This is a genomic window from Demequina salsinemoris, from assembly GCF_000974805.1.
GTDB lineage: Bacteria > Actinomycetota > Actinomycetes > Actinomycetales > Demequinaceae > Demequina > Demequina salsinemoris.
In genome coordinates, this window is record NZ_BBQZ01000007.1 from 157,586 (window position 1) to 177,446 (window position 19,861).

21 protein-coding genes are annotated in these 19,861 nt (G+C 70.8%); 7 read left to right on the forward strand and 14 right to left on the reverse strand.

Going from position 1 to position 19,861, the window contains the following annotated elements; translation table 11 throughout:
- The first annotated feature begins 18 nt into the window (after positions 1–18).
- The 4 genes from AOP78_RS13175 to AOP78_RS13195 all read left to right on the forward strand — a co-directional run bounded on the left by AOP78_RS13175 (position 19) and on the right by AOP78_RS13195 (position 6,131).
- Positions 19–498 (forward strand): cation:proton antiporter regulatory subunit, encoded by a 480-nt coding sequence (locus tag AOP78_RS13175; protein WP_062205636.1) that lies wholly within the window; start codon positions 19–21, stop codon positions 496–498.
- A 4-nt stretch (positions 499–502) separates the two neighbouring features.
- Complete coding sequence (locus AOP78_RS13180) at positions 503–1,729, forward strand: cation:proton antiporter (RefSeq protein WP_062205639.1); 1,227 nt, start codon at positions 503–505, stop codon at positions 1,727–1,729.
- 203 nt (positions 1,730–1,932) lie between these two features.
- Entirely contained in the window at positions 1,933–3,255 is a 1,323-nt protein-coding gene (locus AOP78_RS13185; protein WP_062205642.1) for an MFS transporter, read from the forward strand.
- A gap of 89 nt (positions 3,256–3,344) precedes the next feature.
- Positions 3,345–6,131 carry a YVTN family beta-propeller repeat protein gene (locus AOP78_RS13195; RefSeq protein WP_152659557.1) on the forward strand — a complete coding sequence of 929 codons (2,787 nt, stop codon included), beginning with the start codon at positions 3,345–3,347 and terminating at the stop codon, positions 6,129–6,131.
- Positions 6,132–6,197: 66 nt separating this feature from the next.
- Here the strand turns inward: AOP78_RS13195 and AOP78_RS13200 are convergent, their stop codons facing one another.
- Positions 6,198–6,449, reverse strand: a complete 252-nt coding sequence (locus tag AOP78_RS13200) for a DUF4242 domain-containing protein (RefSeq protein ID WP_062205649.1) — start codon at positions 6,447–6,449, stop codon at positions 6,198–6,200.
- A 218-nt stretch (positions 6,450–6,667) separates the two neighbouring features.
- Here AOP78_RS13200 and AOP78_RS13205 point away from each other — a divergent pair, with 218 nt between their 5' ends.
- Together AOP78_RS13205 and AOP78_RS13210 are read left to right on the forward strand one after the other, a co-directional pair.
- The gene (locus AOP78_RS13205; RefSeq protein ID WP_062205652.1) at positions 6,668–7,201 is read left to right on the forward strand and encodes a GNAT family N-acetyltransferase; all 534 of its coding nucleotides are present in this window, start codon (positions 6,668–6,670) and stop codon (positions 7,199–7,201) included.
- 158 nt (positions 7,202–7,359) lie between these two features.
- Positions 7,360–7,797: a type IV pilin protein gene (locus AOP78_RS13210; protein WP_160297645.1), complete on the forward strand. Its 438-nt coding sequence runs from the start codon at positions 7,360–7,362 to the stop codon at positions 7,795–7,797.
- Between the two features lie 56 nt (positions 7,798–7,853).
- Here AOP78_RS13210 and metE read toward each other — a convergent pair whose 3' ends face one another.
- From metE to AOP78_RS13245, 7 genes are all read right to left on the reverse strand, one after another.
- On the reverse strand, positions 7,854–10,175 hold the full coding sequence (metE, locus tag AOP78_RS13215) for a 5-methyltetrahydropteroyltriglutamate--homocysteine S-methyltransferase (protein WP_062205658.1): 2,322 nt from the start codon (positions 10,173–10,175) through the stop codon (positions 7,854–7,856).
- Between the two features lie 191 nt (positions 10,176–10,366).
- Positions 10,367–10,792 (reverse strand): OsmC family protein, encoded by a 426-nt coding sequence (locus AOP78_RS13220; RefSeq protein ID WP_062205659.1) that lies wholly within the window; start codon positions 10,790–10,792, stop codon positions 10,367–10,369.
- A 101-nt stretch (positions 10,793–10,893) separates the two neighbouring features.
- Positions 10,894–11,178: a hypothetical protein gene (locus tag AOP78_RS13225; protein WP_062205661.1), complete on the reverse strand. Its 285-nt coding sequence runs from the start codon at positions 11,176–11,178 to the stop codon at positions 10,894–10,896.
- Positions 11,178–12,368: a hypothetical protein gene (locus AOP78_RS13230; protein ID WP_152659558.1), complete on the reverse strand. Its 1,191-nt coding sequence runs from the start codon at positions 12,366–12,368 to the stop codon at positions 11,178–11,180. The genes AOP78_RS13225 and AOP78_RS13230 overlap by 1 nt, the downstream gene beginning before the upstream one ends.
- A 286-nt stretch (positions 12,369–12,654) precedes the next feature.
- Positions 12,655–13,098: a hypothetical protein gene (locus AOP78_RS13235; protein WP_062205666.1), complete on the reverse strand. Its 444-nt coding sequence runs from the start codon at positions 13,096–13,098 to the stop codon at positions 12,655–12,657.
- Positions 13,091–13,333 carry a hypothetical protein gene (locus AOP78_RS13240; RefSeq protein WP_062205669.1) on the reverse strand — a complete coding sequence of 81 codons (243 nt, stop codon included), beginning with the start codon at positions 13,331–13,333 and terminating at the stop codon, positions 13,091–13,093. Before AOP78_RS13240 ends, AOP78_RS13235 begins: the two co-directional genes overlap by 8 nt.
- Positions 13,334–13,421: 88 nt before the next feature.
- Complete coding sequence (locus AOP78_RS13245) at positions 13,422–14,318, reverse strand: methylenetetrahydrofolate reductase (protein ID WP_062205672.1); 897 nt, start codon at positions 14,316–14,318, stop codon at positions 13,422–13,424.
- A 167-nt stretch (positions 14,319–14,485) separates the two neighbouring features.
- Here AOP78_RS13245 and AOP78_RS13250 point away from each other — a divergent pair, with 167 nt between their 5' ends.
- The gene (locus tag AOP78_RS13250) at positions 14,486–15,052 is read left to right on the forward strand and encodes a DNA-3-methyladenine glycosylase I (RefSeq protein ID WP_062205676.1); all 567 of its coding nucleotides are present in this window, start codon (positions 14,486–14,488) and stop codon (positions 15,050–15,052) included.
- A gap of 12 nt (positions 15,053–15,064) precedes the next feature.
- On the opposite strand, the gene AOP78_RS13255 is transcribed toward AOP78_RS13250, so the two are convergent.
- The 6 genes from AOP78_RS13255 to AOP78_RS13280 form a co-directional block, all read right to left on the reverse strand.
- The gene (locus AOP78_RS13255; protein ID WP_152659559.1) at positions 15,065–15,472 is read right to left on the reverse strand and encodes a hypothetical protein; all 408 of its coding nucleotides are present in this window, start codon (positions 15,470–15,472) and stop codon (positions 15,065–15,067) included.
- Between the two features lie 8 nt (positions 15,473–15,480).
- Positions 15,481–15,843, reverse strand: a complete 363-nt coding sequence (locus AOP78_RS13260; protein WP_062205681.1) for a hypothetical protein — start codon at positions 15,841–15,843, stop codon at positions 15,481–15,483.
- Positions 15,844–15,940: 97 nt separating this feature from the next.
- On the reverse strand, positions 15,941–16,510 hold the full coding sequence (locus tag AOP78_RS13265) for a (deoxy)nucleoside triphosphate pyrophosphohydrolase (protein WP_439645043.1): 570 nt from the start codon (positions 16,508–16,510) through the stop codon (positions 15,941–15,943).
- 2 nt (positions 16,511–16,512) lie between these two features.
- Complete coding sequence (gcvH, locus tag AOP78_RS13270) at positions 16,513–16,896, reverse strand: glycine cleavage system protein GcvH (RefSeq protein WP_062205682.1); 384 nt, start codon at positions 16,894–16,896, stop codon at positions 16,513–16,515.
- A gap of 32 nt (positions 16,897–16,928) precedes the next feature.
- A complete protein-coding gene (gcvT, locus tag AOP78_RS13275) occupies positions 16,929–18,089 on the reverse strand; it encodes a glycine cleavage system aminomethyltransferase GcvT (RefSeq protein WP_062205684.1) in 1,161 nt (386 codons plus the stop codon).
- A 77-nt stretch (positions 18,090–18,166) separates the two neighbouring features.
- Positions 18,167–19,774, reverse strand: coding sequence for an FHA domain-containing protein (locus AOP78_RS13280; protein WP_062205687.1), 1,608 nt, complete (start codon positions 19,772–19,774; stop codon positions 18,167–18,169).
- Positions 19,775–19,861: the final 87 nt, after the last annotated feature.

Below are 19,861 nucleotides of genomic sequence, written 5' to 3' on the forward strand. Positions count from 1 at the left end.
TCGTGCCAAGGTAGGGGCATGGACATCTTCGAGACGCCCCTTCCCGGGGTCGGCGTCCGCTACGAGTTCACGGCGGAGAGCGGCGACCGCGTCGGCATCGTGGTCAGGCGCGACGGCAAGCGCGACATCGGCATCTACGACCGCGAGGACCCGGACGACTGCACCGGCACGCTCGAGCTGTCCGAGGGCGACGCGTCCGCGCTCGCCGAGCTGCTCGGCGGCACGAACATCACCGCCCGGCTCGAGTCGCTGCGTCACACGGTCGAGGGCCTCGCGATCGAGTGGATCACGATGCCCGCGCATGGGGGCCTCACGAACCGGACCATCGGCGACGGCCGCATCCGCACCACGACGGCCGCGTCCATCGTGGCGGTCATCCGCGACGAGGTCGGCGTCCCCGGCCCCGGCCCGAGCTTCGAGCTGCGCGCCGGCGACACCGTCCTGGTGATGGGCAGCGAGCACGCCGTGGGCCAGGCGCGGCAGATCCTGATCGGATAGGACGATGCTCCCCACCGGCAGCGTGAGCGCGCTGAGGCTTGCCGCCGCCGGTCCGGAGGGGACGAGCGACATCCTCGTCGAGCTGGGCATCGTCCTGCTCGTGCTCGCGATCCTGGGACGGCTCGCGGCGCGCATGGGGATCCCGTCGATCCCGCTGTACCTGCTCGCGGGCCTCATGCTCGGCGAGGGAGGGCTGATCCCGCTCGACGCGGGCGAGGAGTTCCTGGCCGTCGGCGCGCAGATCGGCGTGGTGCTGCTGCTCCTCCTGCTCGGGCTCGAGTACTCGCCCGAGGACCTGCGGCACGGGCTCAGGACCACGTGGCTCGCGGGGCTCGTCGACGGGCTCGCCAACGGCCTGCCCGGCTTCGCGCTCGGCCTCCTCATGGGCTGGTCCGTGACGGCGTCGCTGCTGCTCGCGGGCGTCACCTACATCTCGTCGTCCGGGATCATCGCGCGCCTCCTGGGCGACTTCGAGCGCTACACCAACCGCGAGACCCCCGTCATCCTCAGCATCCTCGTGATGGAGGACATCGTCATGGCGGTGTTCCTGCCGATCATGGCGGTGCTGCTGGTGGGCGCGTCGGTCGCGCAGGGGGCCGTGGCCGCGGGCGTCGCGATCGCGCTGGTCGCCGCCGCGGTGTTCGTGTCCTTCAAGTTCTCCCGCCACGTGTCCGCCGCGGTGCACTCCCGCTCGCGCGAGCTGCTGCTGCTGTCGGTCCTCGGCCTCACGTTCCTGGTCGCGGGCCTCGCCGAGGCCGCGCAGGTCTCCGCCGCGGTCGGGGCGTTCCTCCTGGGGCTCACGCTCTCGGGCCAGGTCGCCGACGACGTGCGCGACCTCATGCCTCCCCTGCGCGACGTGTTCGGCGGCATCTTCTTCGTGTTCTTCGGCGTCACGATCGACCCGCGCGACCTGATCCCCGTCCTGCTTCCAGCGCTCGCTCTCGCGGTCGTCACGGCCGCCACCAAGATCGCCACAGGGATGTGGGCCGCCAAGCGCGCCGGGATCGGGCCCAAGGGCCAGTGGCGCGCGGGCGTCTCGCTCGTGCCCCGCGGCGAGTTCTCGATCGTCATCGCGGGCCTCGGCATCGGCGCAGGAGTGCAGCCTCAGCTCGGACCGCTCGCCGCCGCGTACGTGCTGATCCTGGCCTTCTCGGGAAGCCTCATGATGCGCTACGCCGCGAAGATCGGGCCGCCGTCGCGCTGGCTGCCGGCGCGAGCCGACGCGCGGTGACCACGCGCTGAGAAGGCGCCCCCGCATCGTCCCTTCGCCGCCCGGCCCGTGAACCGGGGGCCGCTCGCCGTGTGAGACGATATGGCATCGTCCCGCGAGGCCTGAGTCCCGCGGCCGCGGGACGATGCGCCGGTCGCGTCGCGCAGGTGGTGCGGCAGACGTGCGATGCAGCGCGTCGTCTCCTTCACACAAGCGGGGTGGACATGTTCTCGCGCTATCGCGACATCCTTGCGCTTCCTGGCGCGTCCGCGTTCTTCTGGTGGGGCCTGATCTCCCGCATCCAGATGGGCATGACGTCGCTCGCGACCTTCCTGCTGGTGCAGATCGAGTACGGCTCCTACGCGACCGCGGGCCTCGTCGTGGGAGTGTTCGCGCTGGGCGCCGCCGTGATCAACCCGCAGATCAGCCGCCTCGTCGACGAGTACGGGCAGTCGCGCGTGCTGCGGTTCGGGTTCGCGGTCGCGGTGCTCGCGCGCCTCGCGTTCGTCGCCGCCGCGCTCATGCACGCCCCCACCTGGGCGCTGCTGATCATCGTGCCGTTCTTCGCCGGCGCCGGCTCCCAGGGAACCCTGACACGCGCCAGGTGGACCCACATCGTCCCCGACAAGCACGCCCTGAACTCCGCGTTCTCGCTCGAGAGCTCGATGGAGGAGACGCTGTTCATCGCGGGCCCCGCGCTCGCGACGATCCTCGCGACCCAGGTCGCGTCATGGCTTCCGTCCGTGGTGGCCGCCGCGACCCTGCTGGTCGGCGGCTACGTCTTCCTGTCGCTGCGCGACACCGAGCCGCCCGCCAAGCGCGTCGACGGCGGCACGTCGCCGCTGACGACTGTCGTGCCGATGATCGACGGCTCCCTGCCGCGCGTGGGCTACCAGGAGCCGCCGCGCAAGGTGCAGCGCTACCGCCGCCCGCTGCGCGGCCACCTGCTCGTCACGACGCCCGCGCTGGTCCTCACGTCCTTCGTGTTCGCGACGCAGGGCGCGCTGTTCGCGTCCGCCGACGCGGCGACGGTCGCGTTCGCGGAGGAGCTCGGGCTCAAGTCATGGTCCGGGCCCGTGCTCGCGGTGTTCGCGCTCGGCTCGCTCGTGGGCGGGCTGCTGTACGGCTCGCGCGTGTGGAGCCGCACCCTCGCGTCGCGCCTGCTGTGGGGCGTGACCGCCTCGGGCATCGGCGCGATCACGTTCCACCTCGCGGGGAACCTCGTGTGGCTCGGCGCGCTCATGTTCCTCACGGGCCTCGCGATCGCGCCGACCATGGCCGTCGGCGACGGCGTGGTCCACGCGCTCGTGCCCCGCACCCGCGTCACCGAGGGCATGGCGTGGACCCGCGTCGGCCTCGACGCGGGAGTCGCGCTCGGCGCCTGGGTCACGGGCATCGCGATCGACAGCTACGGCGCCCACGGAGGCTTCACCGTCACCGCGTGGTCCGGCGCGCTCGGCATCGTCCTCATGCTCAGCGGCTGGAGCTACCTGCGCCGCAAGAAGGCCTACGAGGAGACCGTGTCGCGAGCGCCCGCGGTGGCGTGAAGGACGCCGTCTACCAGGCACTCCGTGCCTTGGTGGACATATCACCCAGGTGATTGCGCGCGGAGGCGATCCTCCCTATCCTCAGCGACATGTCCCCCACGCTGAGGCCCCTGTCCCTGTCGCGCGCCTGGGGGGAGTCCCCAGCCAGCTCGCCCGCATCATCGCTGCTGCGCCGATGGTTCACGGCCGCGCTCGTCGCGGCGTTGATGCTCGTGACGGCGGCCGTCGTGTCGCCTCCCGCGAGCGCCGTGGCTGTCGCGGGCACGATCAGCGGCATCGCCAAGCCGACGGGCGTCGCCTTCAGCCCCGACGGCAGCATCGCCTACGTCACCGACTTGGGCGCCAACAGGGTGCGAGTGGTCGACACCGCCACCGAGACGATCATCGCGACCGTCGCGGTCGGAACCGCGCCCTATGCCATCGCCGTCACCCCCGACGGCACGCGCGCGTATGTCACGAACTGCACCAACGGCACCGTGTCCGTCATCGACACCTCGTCCGCCACGGTGATCGCCACCGTCGCAGTCGGAACCACGCCCTACGGCATCGCGGTCACCCCCGACGGAAGCAAGGCCTACGTCACGAATTACTCCACGAACAACGTCAGCGTCATCGATACCGCCACGAACTCCGTGACCGCGACGGTTGCGACCGGCGCGGGCCCGGTCGACCTCGCCGTCAGCCCCGACGGCAGCAAGGTCTACACGTCGAACGCGAACAGCCCGACGATGACGGTGATCGACACGGCGACGCACACCGTGACGGCCACGATCCCTACGGAACGCTACAACTACGGCATCGCGCTGAGCCCCGATGGGACGAAGGCCTACGTCTTGTTGGCCAGCCTGGATCGGGTGGACGTCATCGACATCGCCGCGGAGACGACGATCGCCAGCGTGCCCGTGGGCGACAACCCGCTGTACATCGCGGCAAGCGCCGACGGTTCGACCCTCTACACCGCGAACCAGTCCGACGGCACCGTCTCCGTCATCGATACGGCCACCGCCACCGTCACGGAGACCGTCGCGGTCGGGCGCTATCCGTTCGACATCGCGGTCAATCCGAACGGAGAGACCGCGTACGTCGCCGTCTGGGGGGACTCGGCGGTCAAGGTGATCAATCTGGCGGCCGCGCCCACCGCCCCGACCTCGGTGACCGCCACCGCCGGCGAGTCCTCGGTGTTCGTCACGTGGGACGAGCCCGTCGACGACGACGGCGAGGACGTCACCGGCTACACCGTCACCGTCTCCGACTCCTCGGGGGTCGTCGCGACGGCCCAGGCCGGTCCCGAGCTGCGCGGCCGCACGATCGGCGATCTCGAGAACGGCGTCGAGTACGCCGTCACCGTCACGGCGACGAGCGCGGCGGGCACGAGCCCGGCCTCGAGCGCGGTCACCGCAACCCCGGTCGACGCGGCCGGACCGAACGCCGAGACCGGCACGATCGACGCGGGCGCCGGCCCGTGGGGCGTCGCGGTCAGCCCCGACGGCTCCACCGCGTACGTCGTCAATCACGACCCGGAGACGGTCTCCGTCGTCGACGTGGCGACAGGGACCGTGACCCACACGATCACCGTCGGCACCTGGCCCAGCGCCATCGCGCTCACTCCCGACGGCGCCAAGGCGTACGTCACCAACGGCCTGGGTGGAATCGTGTCGGTCATCGACACCGCCGCAGGCGCCGTCATCGCGACCGTCACGGTGGGCACCTACCCCTACGGGGTCACGATCAGCCCTGACGGCACGATCGCCTACGTGACCGCCTTCAACGGAGGCACCGTGACCGGGATCGACACCGCGACGGACACGGTGCTCTTCACCGAGACGATCGGTGGCAACCCCGCAGGCATCGTCTCGAGCCCCGACGGCGAGACGCTGTACGTGGTCGACCTTGGCGGAGCCCGCATCGTCGTGCTCGAGGCCGCCACCCAGCACACGCTCGCGAGGATCCCGGTCGGCGCCGACCCGTACAACATCGCGATCTCCCCTGACGGGGCCACGCTGTACGTCAGCAACAGCTCAGACGACACCGTGACGGCGATCGACGCCGCGACGTACGGCGTGCTCGACACCATCGCGGTCGGGGCCTCGCCGTACGGCCTGGCAGTCACCCCCGACGGCACCGCCGTCTACGTGCTCAACGGCTCCGATGACAGCGTCTCCGTCATCGACACCGCGACGGCGATGGTGACACGGACCTTCGACGTCGGCGACCGGCCCTACAGGATCGCCTTCGCCCCCGACGGCACCACCGCGTATGTCACGAACTTCTTCGACGGCACGCTCTCGGTGGTCACGTTCACGACGACGCCCGCCGCGCCGACCGCTCTCGTCGCCACGCCGGACGATGCGTCGGTCGCGCTGACGTGGGACGCTCCCGCGGACGACGGCGGTCTCCCGGTCACCGACTACGTTGTCGAGTTCCGCGCGGCCGGTGACGCGTGGGCGGCATTCGACGACGGAGTCTCCGCCGCGACGTCAGCGACGGTCACCGGACTGACCAACGACACGATGTACGAGTTCCGCGTCAGCGCCGTCAACGCCCATGGCACCGGCGTCGCCTCGGCGACCGCGACCGCGACGCCCGTGACACCTGTCACCGTCGAGGACGCCGACCAACCCGACGACGGGGAAGCCGCCACGCCCGCCGAGTCCGACGACTCCGACGCGCTCGCGACGAGCGATTCCGCGGACGCGTCGGCCGGACGGTCGGAGGAGCTCGCGGCCGCAGACACGGCGTCCGAGGAGACCGTCTCGACGGACGACGAGCTCGCGGCGACCGGCGCGAACGGCGCCTTCAGCATCGTCCTGGCGCTCGTCCTCGCTCTCGGAGGTGCAGCCCTGCTCGCGGTGCGCCGCGTGTACGCAGAGCGCTGAGAGAGGCATCGGCGCCCGGATTCCGGTCCGGGCGCCGATGCTCCCCCTCAGGGGTGAGCTCACGGCTCAGCTGAACTCGCCGACCTCGTAGACCTCGTCGGCCATGATCCCGTTGGCCTCCTGATGCACCGCGTTCGGTGCGGAGGCGTCGGGTGCCTCGGACAGGCAGAAGACCTTGCCCTGCTCCTCATCGAGCCAGTACTTGAGGAACTGGACGCCGTGAGCCTTCTGATGCTCCAGATCCTTGGCGTGGATCGCGGCGACGGTGGCGGCATCGATCCCGCCAGCGATGTTGTGGACATCCATGTACTTCGGCATGTGAACCTCCGGGGACTTGCGCCGAATTGCTGCGGATGGGTGGGGCGGAGCGCCCCGGACAGGCCCGTCACGGCCCGGCACACGGTAGGTGCGCGACAGGCGGGCCCCTCATCCCGCCTGGCTTGAGGCTAACCCCGCGCGAACGGGTGCGCTCAGCAAGGGCACCCGGTGCCGCACCAGGGGTGACAGGTCCGCGCGGAGGCTGGGACGATGGGGGCATGCAGCCCACCCTTGTGCTCCGCGACGCGACGCCCGACGACGGCGCCACGCTCGCCGCGATCTACAACCCCTACGTGCGCGACACGGTCATCACCTTCGAGACCGAGGAGGTCCCGGCCGAGCAGATGGGCGCACGCGTCGCGAAGGTGCAGGCCGCCGGCCTGCCGTGGCTCGTGGCCTCGGATCCGGACAGCGGGACGATGCTGGGGTTCGCGTACGCGGGTCCGTTCCAGGATCGCGACGCGTACCGGCACGCGCTCGAACTCACGATCTACCTCGCCTCCGACGCGCGCGGGCGCGGCCTGGGGACGATGCTGTTCGAGGCCGTGATCGCCCGCGTGCAGGACCTCCCCGCCTCGTCGAAGCACGCCCCCGCGCACGGCCTGTACTCGCGCATCGCGCTCCCGAACGCCGCGTCGGCGGCGCTTCACGACAGGTTCGGCTTCACGCAGGTCGGCACGTTCGGCGAGGTCGGGCACAAGCTCGGGCGATGGATCGACGTCGGCGTCTGGCAGCTGCTGCTCGACGACTGAACGGGCCCGGCTTTGGGCCCCGCATACCCGACATAGCAGGCACTTCCACGTGCGCCATTGCGTCACGCCACCGAGTCGGTCACCATAGTGAGAACAGTTGCCGCCCCGGGGCAACGGCGCGAGGGGCGCCGTGGCCGACGGGCCGAATGGGGATCACCGTGCTTCGCCACAGGACTCACACGAACGACAGGGGATTCTCCCTGGTCGAGCTGCTCGTCGTCATCATCGTGATCGGCGTGCTCGCCGCGATCGCGATCCCGATCTACCTCGACCACCAGGCGAAGGCGAAGGACTCCGTCGCGCAGTCCGACGCGATGAACCTCGGCATCCAGATCCGCGCCGCGTTCGATGAGGACACGACGGCGGTCACCGTCACCGCGGACACGACTGCCGGCGTGTACAAGGTCAACGGGGAGGCCGTGCTGGGGATCTCCCCCGGCGTCGAGTTCGTGGGCTTCACCGGCTCGGCGATCGATGACTGGTGCGTCCAGCTCAAGAACCCGGGAGGCTACGTCTCCAACGAGCCCGGCGTCAGCTTCGACTCCGCGCGAGGCTACGTCGAGAACACCGCCTGCGCCGCCCTCGCGACGCCCTGACGCCGGACGCACAGCGCGGCGCCGCCCCTCAGGACGACGCCGCGCTCGCTTGAGTCCTAGCGGACGGCCTTGGTGGCCTCGATGAGGTGCTCGAGGCTAGCGACGGTCTCCTTGTAGCCGCGAGTCTTGAGACCGCAGTCGGGGTTGACCCACAGCTGGCGGCCGGGGATCGACTCCTTGGCGAGGCTCAGCAGCTCGGTCATCTCCTGCGTGGAGGGCACGCGCGGCGAATGGATGTCCCACACGCCCGGCCCGATCTGGCGCTCGTAGCCGTGGGTGCGGATCGCGGGCAGCACCTCCATGCGGGAGCGCGCGGCCTCGATCGACGTGACGTCGGCGTCGAGGCCGTCGATCGCGTCGATGATCTCGCTGAACTCCGAGTAGCACAGGTGGGTGTGGATCTGCGTGTCGTCCTTGGCGCCCGCGGTGGACAGGCGGAACGAGCCGACCGACCACTCGAGGTACGCGGCCTGGTCGCGCTTGCGCAGCGGCAGGAGCTCGCGCAGGGCGGGCTCGTCGACCTGGATGATGCCGATGCCCGCGGCCTCGAGGTCGGTGACCTCGTCGCGCAGCGCGAGACCGACCTGGTCGGCGGTGACCCCGAGAGGCTGGTCGTCGCGCACGAACGACCACGCGAGGATCGTGACCGGGCCGGTGAGCATGCCCTTGACCGGCTTGGTGGACAGCGACTGCGCATACTGGGCCCAGCGCACCGTCATCGGCGCGGGGCGCGAGACGTCGCCCCACAGGATCGAGGGGCGCGTGCAGCGCGAGCCATAGGACTGGACCCAGCCGTTCTTCGTGACCGAGAAGCCGTCGAGCAGCTCGGCGAAGTACTGGACCATGTCGTTGCGCTCGGCCTCGCCGTGCACGAGCACGTCGAGCCCGAGGTCCTCCTGGAGGCCGATGACCGAGTCGATCTCGGCCTTCATCGCGTCCTCGTAGGCGGCGTCGTCGATCTCGCCCTTGGCCCACGCGGCGCGGGCCTTGCGGATCTCTGCGGTCTGCGGGAACGAGCCGATGGTCGTGGTCGCGAGCTCGGGCAGGTCGAAGCGGTCGTGCTGGGCCGCCTCACGCGCCACGTACGAGGAGCGATCGCGGTCCGCGGGGGTGACGGCCGCGAGCGCCGCGCGCACGTCGGCGCGGTTGGTGCCCGGGTGCGCGGCGCGGTCGGCGAGGGCCGCACGAGCCTCGGCGAGCGCGTCGGCGACGGCGTCCTCACCCTCCCGCAGCGCGGTCGCGAACGTGACGACCTCGCCGATCTTCTCGTCGGCGAACGACAGCCAGCTGAGCAGCTCCTCGCCCAGGTGCTCCTCGCCCTTGAGGGTGTGGGGCACGTGGAACAGCGAGGTCGCGGTGCCGACCGTGACGGCGCCGCCGAGCTCGGCGACGGCCGCGAGCTTCGCGAGCGCCTTGTCAGGGTCAGTGCGCCAGATGTTGTGGCCGTCGACGACGCCCGCGACGACCGTGAGACCCGCGAGGTCGACGTCGGTCGGGACCGCACCCTTGACGAGGTCGAGCGCGACAGCCTCGACGCCGGACGATGCGAGGACGGGCAGGGCGTCCTCGAGCGAGCCCATGGGGGCGGCGACGAGGATCTGCGGGCGGTCCGTGGACGATGCGAGGGCCGCGTAGACCTTCTCGGCGCCTGCGAGCACGTCCTCACGGGAGGCGTCGATGTCGGCGACCAGGACGGGCTCGTCGATCTGGACCCACTCGGCTCCCGCGGCCTTGAAGGCCGCGAGGAGCTCGACGTAGATCGGGAGCAGGTCGTCAAGGCGCTCGATCGGCGCGAAGCCCGTGGGCGCATCGTCCGTGGGCTTGGCGAGGTACAGGTAGGTGAGCGGGCCGGTGATGACCGGGCGGGTGAGGAAGCCCGCCTCCTTGGCCTCGACGAACTCGTCGACCCAGCGGGTCGACGACAGCGCGAAGACCGTCTCGGGGCCGATCTCGGGGACCAGGTAGTGGTAGTTCGAGTCGAACCACTTGGTCATCTCGAGCGGGGCGTCGGCGCCCTCGCCGCGGGCGATGGTCGAGTAGCCGGCGAGATCCACCGAGCCGTCCTCGGCGCGCAGGCGCGAGAAGCGGGCGGGGATCGCGCCGAACGTCACCGACGCGTCGAGCACGTGGTCGTAGAACGAGAAGTTGGAGGGGATGGACGAGTCGTCCTTCGTAAGGCCCAGCTCGGCCATGCGCTCGCGCGTGACGGACCGGAGCTGCTTCGCGGTCGCCTCGAGGTCGGACTGGGCGGTGTTGCCCTTCCAGAACGACTCGAGCGCCTTCTTGAGCTCACGGTTACGGCCGATGCGGGGATAACCCAGGACGGTGCCACCGGGGAACGCGGGTGCGGTCGCGGCAGCATCAAAGTTGTCAGACATGACTACCTCAAGCAGATGTTGCGCGGCGGGCTCGCCATTGCGCTTTGTCGACGCGCGCTCAGGCGCACCGAGATTGTGTCGGGGATGTTACGCGGGTTTTCGCGCGTCTGCCAGGGGTATTCAGGCGATTATGGAAATGCCAGGCACCTTGGACAGGTGTCGGGCGACCTCCAGTGCCGTCCGGAGTGTGGTCAGACCTTCTCAACCAGTGAGACGGGAACGCCGGCCTCGACGGTGCGCGACACGGTGCAGTACTTCTCGTGACTCGCCTTGAGGGCCGAGGCGACGCGCGCGCGAGCCTTGTCGCCGTCCTCACCCTCGGGGAAGGCAAGGTCGAAGGCGACCTGGATCTCGCGCAGGATGTTGCCCTCGTCGTTCTTGACGGCCTCGGCGGTCGCCGTGACCTCGAAGGTGTCGGGCTCCGCGCGGCGCGTCGTCATCATGTCCACGTCGATGCTCGAGCAGCCCGCGATCGCCGCCAGCAGCATCTCGACCGGCGACACGAGCCCCTCGCCGCGGCCGAACGTGAGCTGCGCACCCGACTCGGTCGTGACCGTGTACACGCCCTCCGACTCGCGGCTCATCGTGATCTTCTTGGGGGTGGTCTGGTCGGGCATGCGTTCCTCTCGGGGCGTCGGCGTACGACTGAGGCTAACGCCCCGAGCGGGTGATGGCTTCCACGTGGGAAGAGGCCACCCTGAGGTGGAGCGCGATCTCATCACCGGGTCGGAGTAGTCCTCCCTCGTTCGCGTCGACGCCAAAGCATGCGGCCCAGCACGTACGCCAACAGGCCAGGAGCAATGACGAACACGGCCCACTTCACCAGCATCGACCCAAGGAGATCTGTCCGGGCGAAGAGCCACCCCCAGACGACGGAGAGCGCCAGGCTTCCGTAGACCACGCCCGTCCGAAACCGCGTGAACTCGTCTCGGTCGCCGTACGCGATGGAGAACGCAACCACCGTGGTCAAGACCGACATCACGGTCACGATGATCCCAACCATCAGAACGCCCTGATCAACGAGACGCAGCTCCCAATTCCCAGCCACTCCGACAGTGCATTGGACCCGAATTCAACCACGGCCGCCAGCTGCGCCTTGGATGCCTTCGACATTGAACTGTAGCCGGTGGCGGCTTTCTTGATGAGTCTGAGCGTCGCCTTGAGGCCACCGATCGCGTCCACAGCCTTCTTGAGCCTGGCAGAGCTCGCAATGATCTTCTCCACCTTCGCGAGCGCAGCAGCGATCTTCGCCTCGCCAATGAAGGGCGCGACAAGTGCAGCCACCTGGACCGCGCAGGTCGCCGCGGTGGCCACCCACCACCATACTGCGGGGTCCGCGGTGACGGGGAAGGCCGTCGAATCGTCGGTCTGGATGACCTGGGTCAGGGTGGAGCCGTCCAACTCGTAGGAGGTGTCCAAGGCTTCGCCGTTGGCATCGACGGCCCAAGGCGCGGCCACGCTGGCAACAGTAGTCTCGACCGTCTCCGTCGTCGTCGCCACCGGCTCGATCGCGTCGAGCGCAGCCCACTGCTCGTCGGTGAGGTCGTCCAGGTCCTCGACGCCGTCGAGGAGCGCATCGACCTCGGCATCCGCCCGCGCCTCATCGGCAGGATCCGCAACCTCAACCTGTTGCTCCACGACCACGTCGATCGAGCCGTCCTCCTGCTCGACGAGCTCCGCACCCTCGGGGATGTCCAGCGCGAAGTCCACGCTCGCGGCAGCCTCCGCATCCTCCAGGACTGCGACGAGCTGCACGCCGTCCTCAGTCGCGCGCGTCACCACGTCGGTCCCGTCCGCGACATCCTGCGCCACCGAGGCACCATCGACGAGCTCGCTCTCGGTCGCGTCGCCGACCGCGGAGATCCCCAACTCCACACCGGTCTCATCCGACATCGTCGCGCCAGCATCGGTCACCGTGACGTCCACCGGCTGCAGCGTGCCCGTCTCCACCGAGGCCTCGTCGTCCGTACCTTCAAGCGCCACTGCATCCGTCGCGGACGCCGCCTCGACCAGCTCAGCCGCGCTCGCGGAGTCATCGGCGTCGAAAACTTCCGCCGCCGCGGCGATCGCCGCCGCATCGTCGGACGCCCCGGTCGCCGAGGCCTCCACGGCCTCCTGAACCACAAAGTCCGATTCCGTCGTCTCGTCGGCGCTGGCCGACGTGAACGCCAGACCGCTGATCACCAGACTCATCGCCATGGCAGCCGCCACACGCCCGAACGCACGACGCGTTCCCCCATTGAGATGCACCAACTGAAACCCCTCGCAAATCCCCCAAAATGTGACCCAGTGCCACAAAGTTCCTGAAGTATATGGGGGGGGGAGGCACTCGGTGTCAATAATCGCCGGCTTGGCGCGCGTCGGCGTGTCGCACCGCCGCCCGACAAACGCGATTCATGCGGCCGCCGCCCCCGCCCTGTGACGACGCCACACCGCGCCCGCGAGCACTCCGAACACGATGCGCACGACGTCGCCCACCTCAGCTCACCCCGCCGATGCGGTTCCACCACGACAGCAGCAACGCCCCCACCACGATCCCTGCGACGTAGCCCGCATTCTCGAGCGCCCACCGGCGCCAGAAGCCTCGATCGAGTCGCCCGCGCCGACGCGCCTCCCACACAGTCGCGACGGCGGCCACCGCCACGCCGAGGCCAACGGTGACGACGAGCATCGTCGGCACGGAGACCTCGATCCCCACCGAATCCGCCAACTCGAATGCCGCGATGCCGAGCAGGAGCAGCCAGAGCCAGCTCAGCCGCGGTTCCCCGAGGACGATGCGCCAGCGCGGGGCGTCGACCGGGTCGCCGGCGCCTTCGCCGGGGTCCCGCACCGATGCGGCCCCCTTGAGCCACCAGCCGACCGCGGCGAGCCCCGCGAGCACGAGCGTCACCGCGCCGAGCAGGATCGTCACGACGTCACTCACGCTCGGACCTCGTGCGGCGCGCGAGGGATGCCACGGCGAAGCCTGCCGCCGCGGCGAGGACGCTTCCGCCGACCACGACCACTGTGCCGGCGCGCTCGAGCGCGACCGAGGCGGCGCCGGCGGCGACGAGGAAGCAGACGATCCCGAGCATCGTCCTGGCGGCACGCGAGCGCAACGGCTCGAACCCCCACACGAGACAGGCGGCGAAGATCACCGCCCACGCACCCCAGACCACGGATCCCCCTGCATGTCGCGATGCGGGCGGGCGCCGCATCGTCCCCGCAGTCTACGGGCGCGCGGCACCGGGTGTCGCGCCCCCGGTTCTAGGGGAGCGAGCGTCCGGCGAGCCCCATCGCGTCGACGAGCTCGAGCGCCGCGGCCGACTGGTTGAACGTGATGACGTGGATGCCGGGGGCGCCCGCATCCAGGAGTTCGCGCGAGAGACGCGCGGCATGCGCGACGCCCGCGGCGCGCGCCGCGTCGTCCGTCTCCGCCTGCTCGAGCGCGGAGACGAGCTCGGCCGGCGTCGGCACGCCCGTGAGCTCGGAGGCCCTGGCCGCGCGCTTGGCCGACACGATCGGCATCACCTCGGGGATGATCGGCATCTCGATGCCCTGGGCACGCGCGTCCTCGACCATCGCCGTGTACTGCGAGGCCTCGTAGAACACCTGGGTGATCGCGAAGCTCGCGCCCGCGTGCTCCTTGTAGCGCAGGACGTCGATCGTGGACTGACGCCAGCGCTCCATCGCGTGGGTCGCGGGGAAGGCGGCGACGCCGACGCAGATGTCGAGGATCCCGTGCGCGCGGGCGACCTCGTGGACGAGCGAGACGAGCTGACTCGCGTAGTTCAGGCCGTCGGGGTGGGGACGCCAGGTGGTCGTGCCGCGCGGGGGGTCGCCGCGCAGCGCGAGGAAGTCCTTCACGTCCTCCTCGAGGTACTCCTCGATGACCTCGATCAGCTCCGCGCGCGACTGGTCGACGCACGTGAGGTGCGCGAGCGGCGGGACCGTGTGGGCCTCGGCGAGCAGCTGCACCACCTTGCGCGACGTCGATCGCGTGGTGCCCGAGGCGCCGTAGGTGATCGACATGAAGTCCGGCTGCGTGTCGAGGAGCAGGCGCGCGGTGGCGCGCAGGTTCTCCTCCGCCGCGGGCGTGCGCGGCGGGAACAGCTCGTAGCTCAGTGTCGGGCGCCCGTGGCGCAGAAGACCCGCGATGGTCATGGCGGGAAGAATACGCACGTTCGAGAGGCGATGCTGTGGACAGGTGTCGGTCATCCTGGCTCCCCGAAGCGGCCCGGCGTCGTCCACAGGGACGATGCGACAGCTCGGTCTCCCCACGTGTCCGGCGCCGTTCTGGTCGCGTCAGGGGCGGGAGGCAGACTGGGGGCATGACCTCGGAATCCCCGCTCGCCGTCCGCTGCTTCGGCAACGACGACCCCCTGTACGCGACCTATCACGACGAGGAATGGGGCGTGCCGGTCCACGGCGACGCCGCGCTCTACGAGCGGCTCGTGCTCGAGGCGATGCAGTCGGGGCTGTCGTGGCTGACGGTGCTGCGCAAGCGGGAGGGGTTCAGGGCGGCCTTCGCGGGCTTCGAGCCCTCCGTGGTGGCCGAGTTCGGCCCGGACGACGTCGAACGGCTCATGGCCGACGCGGGCATCATCCGCAACCGCCGCAAGATCGAGGCGGCGATCACCAACGCGCGGGCGCTCGTCGAGCTGCAGGCCGCGGGCGGTTCGCTCGACGAGCTGGTGTGGTCGCATGCGCCCACGCCCCGCTCCGAACCGCCCGCAACGTGGGCCGACGTGCCTGCTCAGACCCCCGAGTCCGTCGCCCTCGCCAAGGCCCTCAAGAAGGCCGGCTTCGTCTTCGTGGGGCCGACCACGATGTACGCGGCGATGCAGGCGTGCGGGCTTGTCGACGACCACATCGCGGGCTGCGTCGCGCGGGGGTGACGCTTCCCCGAGTCAGCCCTGCACTCTGAGCGCGCGCAGCAGGTAGGTGCCGCCGAGGATCACGAGCAGCAGCATCATGGGCTCGGCGAGCCCGTAGGTCGTACCCCACAGCGATGGCCACCGCTCGTCGAGCAGCGCGACCACGGCACCGACGAAGATCATCAGGCCCGAGACCAGGGCGACCTGGCCAGAAGGCTCGATCTTCCTGAAGGCCGCCCCGCTGCGGAACACGAAGTGGAGAGCCACCGCCAGGTAGGCAAGTGCACCGATCCCCGTTCCAGAGACGTCGTCTCCTCCGAAAGCCGTCGCGAACGCCACGACCAACGCGCACGCCCCGATCCCTGCGTGAAGCCACCGTTCATTGCGCGCCGTCCACGCGACGTAGCGGCCGAGCCTGCCGCCAGCATCGTCGTGGCTCACGGCCACCCCTATGCCTGCGCGGGGCCGGCAGGCCCCGCGCCCCGCGGTCGGAACACGTTCCAGATCACCGTGAGCGACAGGCCGGTGACGACCGCGGCGGTGAACACCGAGATCGCGAAGAGGACGGTGTCGCCCGCGGACCCGATCAGGCCCGCCTCGCGGGCCCACGTGCCGGGCGTCCACCAGCCCCAGGCGTCAGCCCCCAGCCCGTAGAGCGCCGACACAAGAACGATCACGGAGAAGGCAGCCTCTGACGCCGTCGACTTGGTGTGCCACAGCCGCCACATGAGCGCGCCCCACACCCCCAGAACGAGCCCGCAGGCGACTCCGTACAGCATGATCAGCGCCGGGCTGGCGGGCAGCAGCGTCATCCGATCCCCCTTCGTGGACTTCCCCCCGGAAGGAGTGACATGTGTCACTCAGTGAAGGAAGTGTAGAGGATTTCGACGGGCGTCCACGCCGCAGACGTCAGCAGAAGCCCTTGCGCAGCCTCGCGATCGCGTCGTCCAGGAGCGCCTCGACGATGCGCGTGTCCGCGGGCAGCCACGGCACGTCGCGCCAGGCGCCGGGCTCGAGCCAGCGCAGCTCGTCGTGGTCCTCGAGCGGCCGCGGCTCGGGATCGGACCCGTCCGCACCAGGGACGATCTTCGCCCACCAGACCCTCAGGACCAGCCTGGGCCCGTCGCCCTCGGCGGCGCGGAGCTCCCACGCGGGGCCCGTGTCGGTGCCGTCGGGCAGGACGATGCCGGGGTCGGGTCCGACGATCTCGTCGCCGATCTCGATCGCGACGCCGAGCTCCTCGTCGATCTCGCGGTGGAGCGCCTCCTCGGGCGTCTCGCCCTCGTCGACCTTGCCGCCGGGGAACTCCCACAGGCCCGCGTAGACGGGCGGCGCCGAGCGGCGCGCGGCGAAGAGCAGGCGCGGCTGATCGAGGTCGTCGGTGATGGCGGCCGCGACCACGAGCCGCGCGGGGCCGTTGACGGGGATCTGGGGGATCTGACCGTGGGGATCGTCACCGCCCGGGGAGACGGCGTCCACGGTCACTCCGTGATCGCCGCGTACGCCTCGGAGTCGAGCAGACCCTCCGGGACCTCGGCCAGGCGGACCTTGAAGATCCATCCCTCGCCGTACGCGTCCTCGCCGATCGCCTCGGGGGCGTCCGAGAGCTCGTCGTTGACCGCGACCACGTCGCCCGTGACGGGGCAGTACAGCTCGCTCACGGCCTTGGTCGACTCGAGCTCACCGCACACGTCGCCCGCGGACACCGCGGCGCCGACCTCGGGCAGCTCGACGTACACGATGTCGCCGAGCGCCTCGGCGGCGTGCTCGGTGATGCCGATCGTCACGACGGCGTCGGCAGCGAGCTCGCCGGACACCCACTCGTGCTCCTCGGAGTACTGGAGCTCGTCGGGAACGTTCGCCATGTCAGGGTCCTTCCTCGAAGGGTCGGGGCGCGTCAGGCGCCCCTCTTGTAGAACGGTAGCGCGGTCACGGTCATCGTCTCGCGACGACCGCGCACATCGATGCCCACCTCGGTGCCGGGGGCGGCGAGCGCGAGGGGAACATAGGCCATCGCGATGGGCTTGCCGAGCGTCGGCGACGGCGCACCCGAGGTGACCTCGCCGACCGCCTCTCCCGCATCGTCCAGGACCGCGTAGCCGGCGCGCGCGGCGCGTCGGCCGTCGCCGACCAGGCCCACCAGGGTCGACAGGGACGATGCGGCGGCGGTGTCCTCGGCGGCCTTCCAGGTCTCGCGCACGGCCTCGAGCGCGGTGCGGCCCACGAAGTCGCCGCGGGGGTTCTTCTCGGTGCCGAAGACGACGACGCGGCCCAGGCCGGCGTCGAACGGCGTGCGTGCGCGGCTCAGCTCGTTGCCGTACAGCGGCATGCCTGCCTCGAGGCGGAGCGTGTCACGGCAGGACAGGCCGCAGGGGATCAGGCCGTCAGCCGCGCCTTGCGCGAGCGCGAGCTGCCACACGGCCGCCGCCTCGTCGGCGCCGACGAACAGCTCGAAGCCGTCCTCGCCCGTGTACCCGGTGCGGGCCGCGAACACGTGGATGCCGCCGGCGAGCATGACGTTGGCTGCCGAGTAGTACTTCATGGCCTCGATGTCGTCGGCGCCGCGCGCGGTCATGCGGGACACGATCGCCTCCGCGCGCGGACCCTGGACGGCGATGAGCGCCACCTGGTCGGAGATGTCCTCGACCTCGGCGTCGAAGCCCTCGACGCGCTCGGTGAGCTCCGCGAAGACCACGTCCTTGTTGGACGCGTTGGCGACGATCACGAAGTGATCCCAGTCGCGGCGGTACACGATGAGGTCGTCGATCACGCCGCCGTCGGCGGCGCAGATCATCGTGTACTTGGCTCCCCACAGCTTGACGGCGCTCATCCGACCCACGAGCGCATCGTCCAGGAAGGCCTCGGCGTCGGCGCCGCGCACCGAGATCTCGCCCATGTGGCTCAGGTCGAACAGGCCTGCCGCGGTGCGAACCGCGGTGTGCTCCGCGATGTCGCCCGTGTAGCGGACCGGCATCTCCCAGCCGGCGAAGTCCACGAGCGTCGCGCCGAGGGCGACGTGCTCGTCGTGCAGGGGGGAGCGGAGCGTCTCAGTGGTCACCGGACCAGCGTAGTCGCGCGAGCCGCGCCTTCGAGGTGCGACGACACGTCAGCGGCCGGCCCCGCGGCCATCCCGCGCTATTCGACGCGGCGCAGCACCATCTCGAAGTCGCCGAACAGGACCTTGCCCACGAGCGGCGTGGGCGCGCCCGGCGGCACGACCGTCTCGCGGCCGTGAGAGTCGACGAGCAGCGTGCCGTTCGTGGACTCCAGGTCCTCGACCATCCACACGCCGTCGATCCAGACGAGGCGGGCGTGGGTCTTGGACATCGTGCGCGTCGAGTCGGCGACGTCGATGCGGGCCGAGCCGTCCCCCACGGGCGAACCGCCGATGCGGCCGACCACGGAGACCGCGCTCGAAAGTCGGTAGGAGATCCCGTCGGACGCGACGAGCTCCCACGGCTCGCGTCGGCGCGGGCTCACTCGGGTCTCGTCGTAGTCGTCGTCCTCGGTCGGATCGAACGGCTTGTCCTCGGCGATCGCGTCCGCGCCGAGCAGCGCCTGGATGGCGCCCGTGTCGAGCGCGCTCTGCCACGCGGGCTTGCCCGACGTGCTGAAGGACGGGTCGGAGAAGTCGGGGAGCCGCGTGGGTCGATCGGACAGCGTCGGCATCGCCGCGGTGGGAAGCGGCTCGGCGAAGACCTCGGGCGTCGTGGCGTACGGCGAGACGGGCTGCGTCGGCGGCACGACCGGGGGCTGCGGCTCGGGAGCGTGTCCGGCCGGAAGCGGCGCGACGGGCGGCTGGACGGCAGGGACCTGCGGCGACGGCGCGCTGCCCGGGCGGGACGCACCTGTCCCGGTGGGCGCCCACATCGAGCGGCGGTTCGACTCGAACGGGTTGTTCACGGGTGTCTCCTCCTGGCCATCACGAGCGTCCGGCTCGAACGGCACGCCGACGGGCGGCGTCAGCGGCGCCTGCGCCGGCGGCTCGGGGGAGAGCTCGCCGGTCGCCGCGACGTCCGCAGACTGCTCGTCGGTGTCCTCCTCATCGGCGGATTCGGCCCCGGAGTTGAGGGTTTCGGGCACGATCTCGTGCTGCGGCGCGGATTCGGGAAGGGACTGCTCGGGAACGACCTCGGTCGGCGTGGACGCAAGGACGTGCGTCTCGGCCTCGACGGCGACGGGCTCGACCGCCTCGGGCGTGGACTCAGCGACGTCGGGAGCAGGGGCCGTCGCCGAGACGACGGGCTCAGCCGCCTTCGCCGAGAGCGCCGCGGCGGCCTGCGCCTCGCGCCGGGAGGCGGCGGCCGCGAAGAAGCCCCACAGCGGCGGGACGAGGGCCGCGAGCGCGACGAGCCCGCGCGGGGCCTGAAGCCTCACGCCGAGCCATCCGGCGTGCCCGATCCACAGGATCCAGCCGACGATGCCCGCGCCGGCGGCGATCACGAGCGGAAGCGCACCGGCCGAACGCGGCAGCTCCAGGCCCGCGGCGAACGCCCCGGCCGCGCCCACCGCCCCGAGCAGGCCGAGCGCCTCGACGCTGCGAGCGATCGCGACCGGCACGGGCGAGGCGTCGGCGACGCGCGCGACCTCGGCCCAGCGCCTCACAGGGATCCAGGCGGGCACCACCGGGCCCCCGAGCTGACGGAGCACGCGTCCGAGGGACACGCCCATCACGAGGTAGGCCAGGAACCACGTGATCGCGACGGCGACGACGATCGCCGAGTACAGCACGCCGTCGTCCATGGGTCCGTCCTTCCGCGCCGTCCTACGTCGCCGCAGCGCCGTTCAGGCCACCGACACTAGTCGGGCCGACTCGGGCCGGGGACCCGT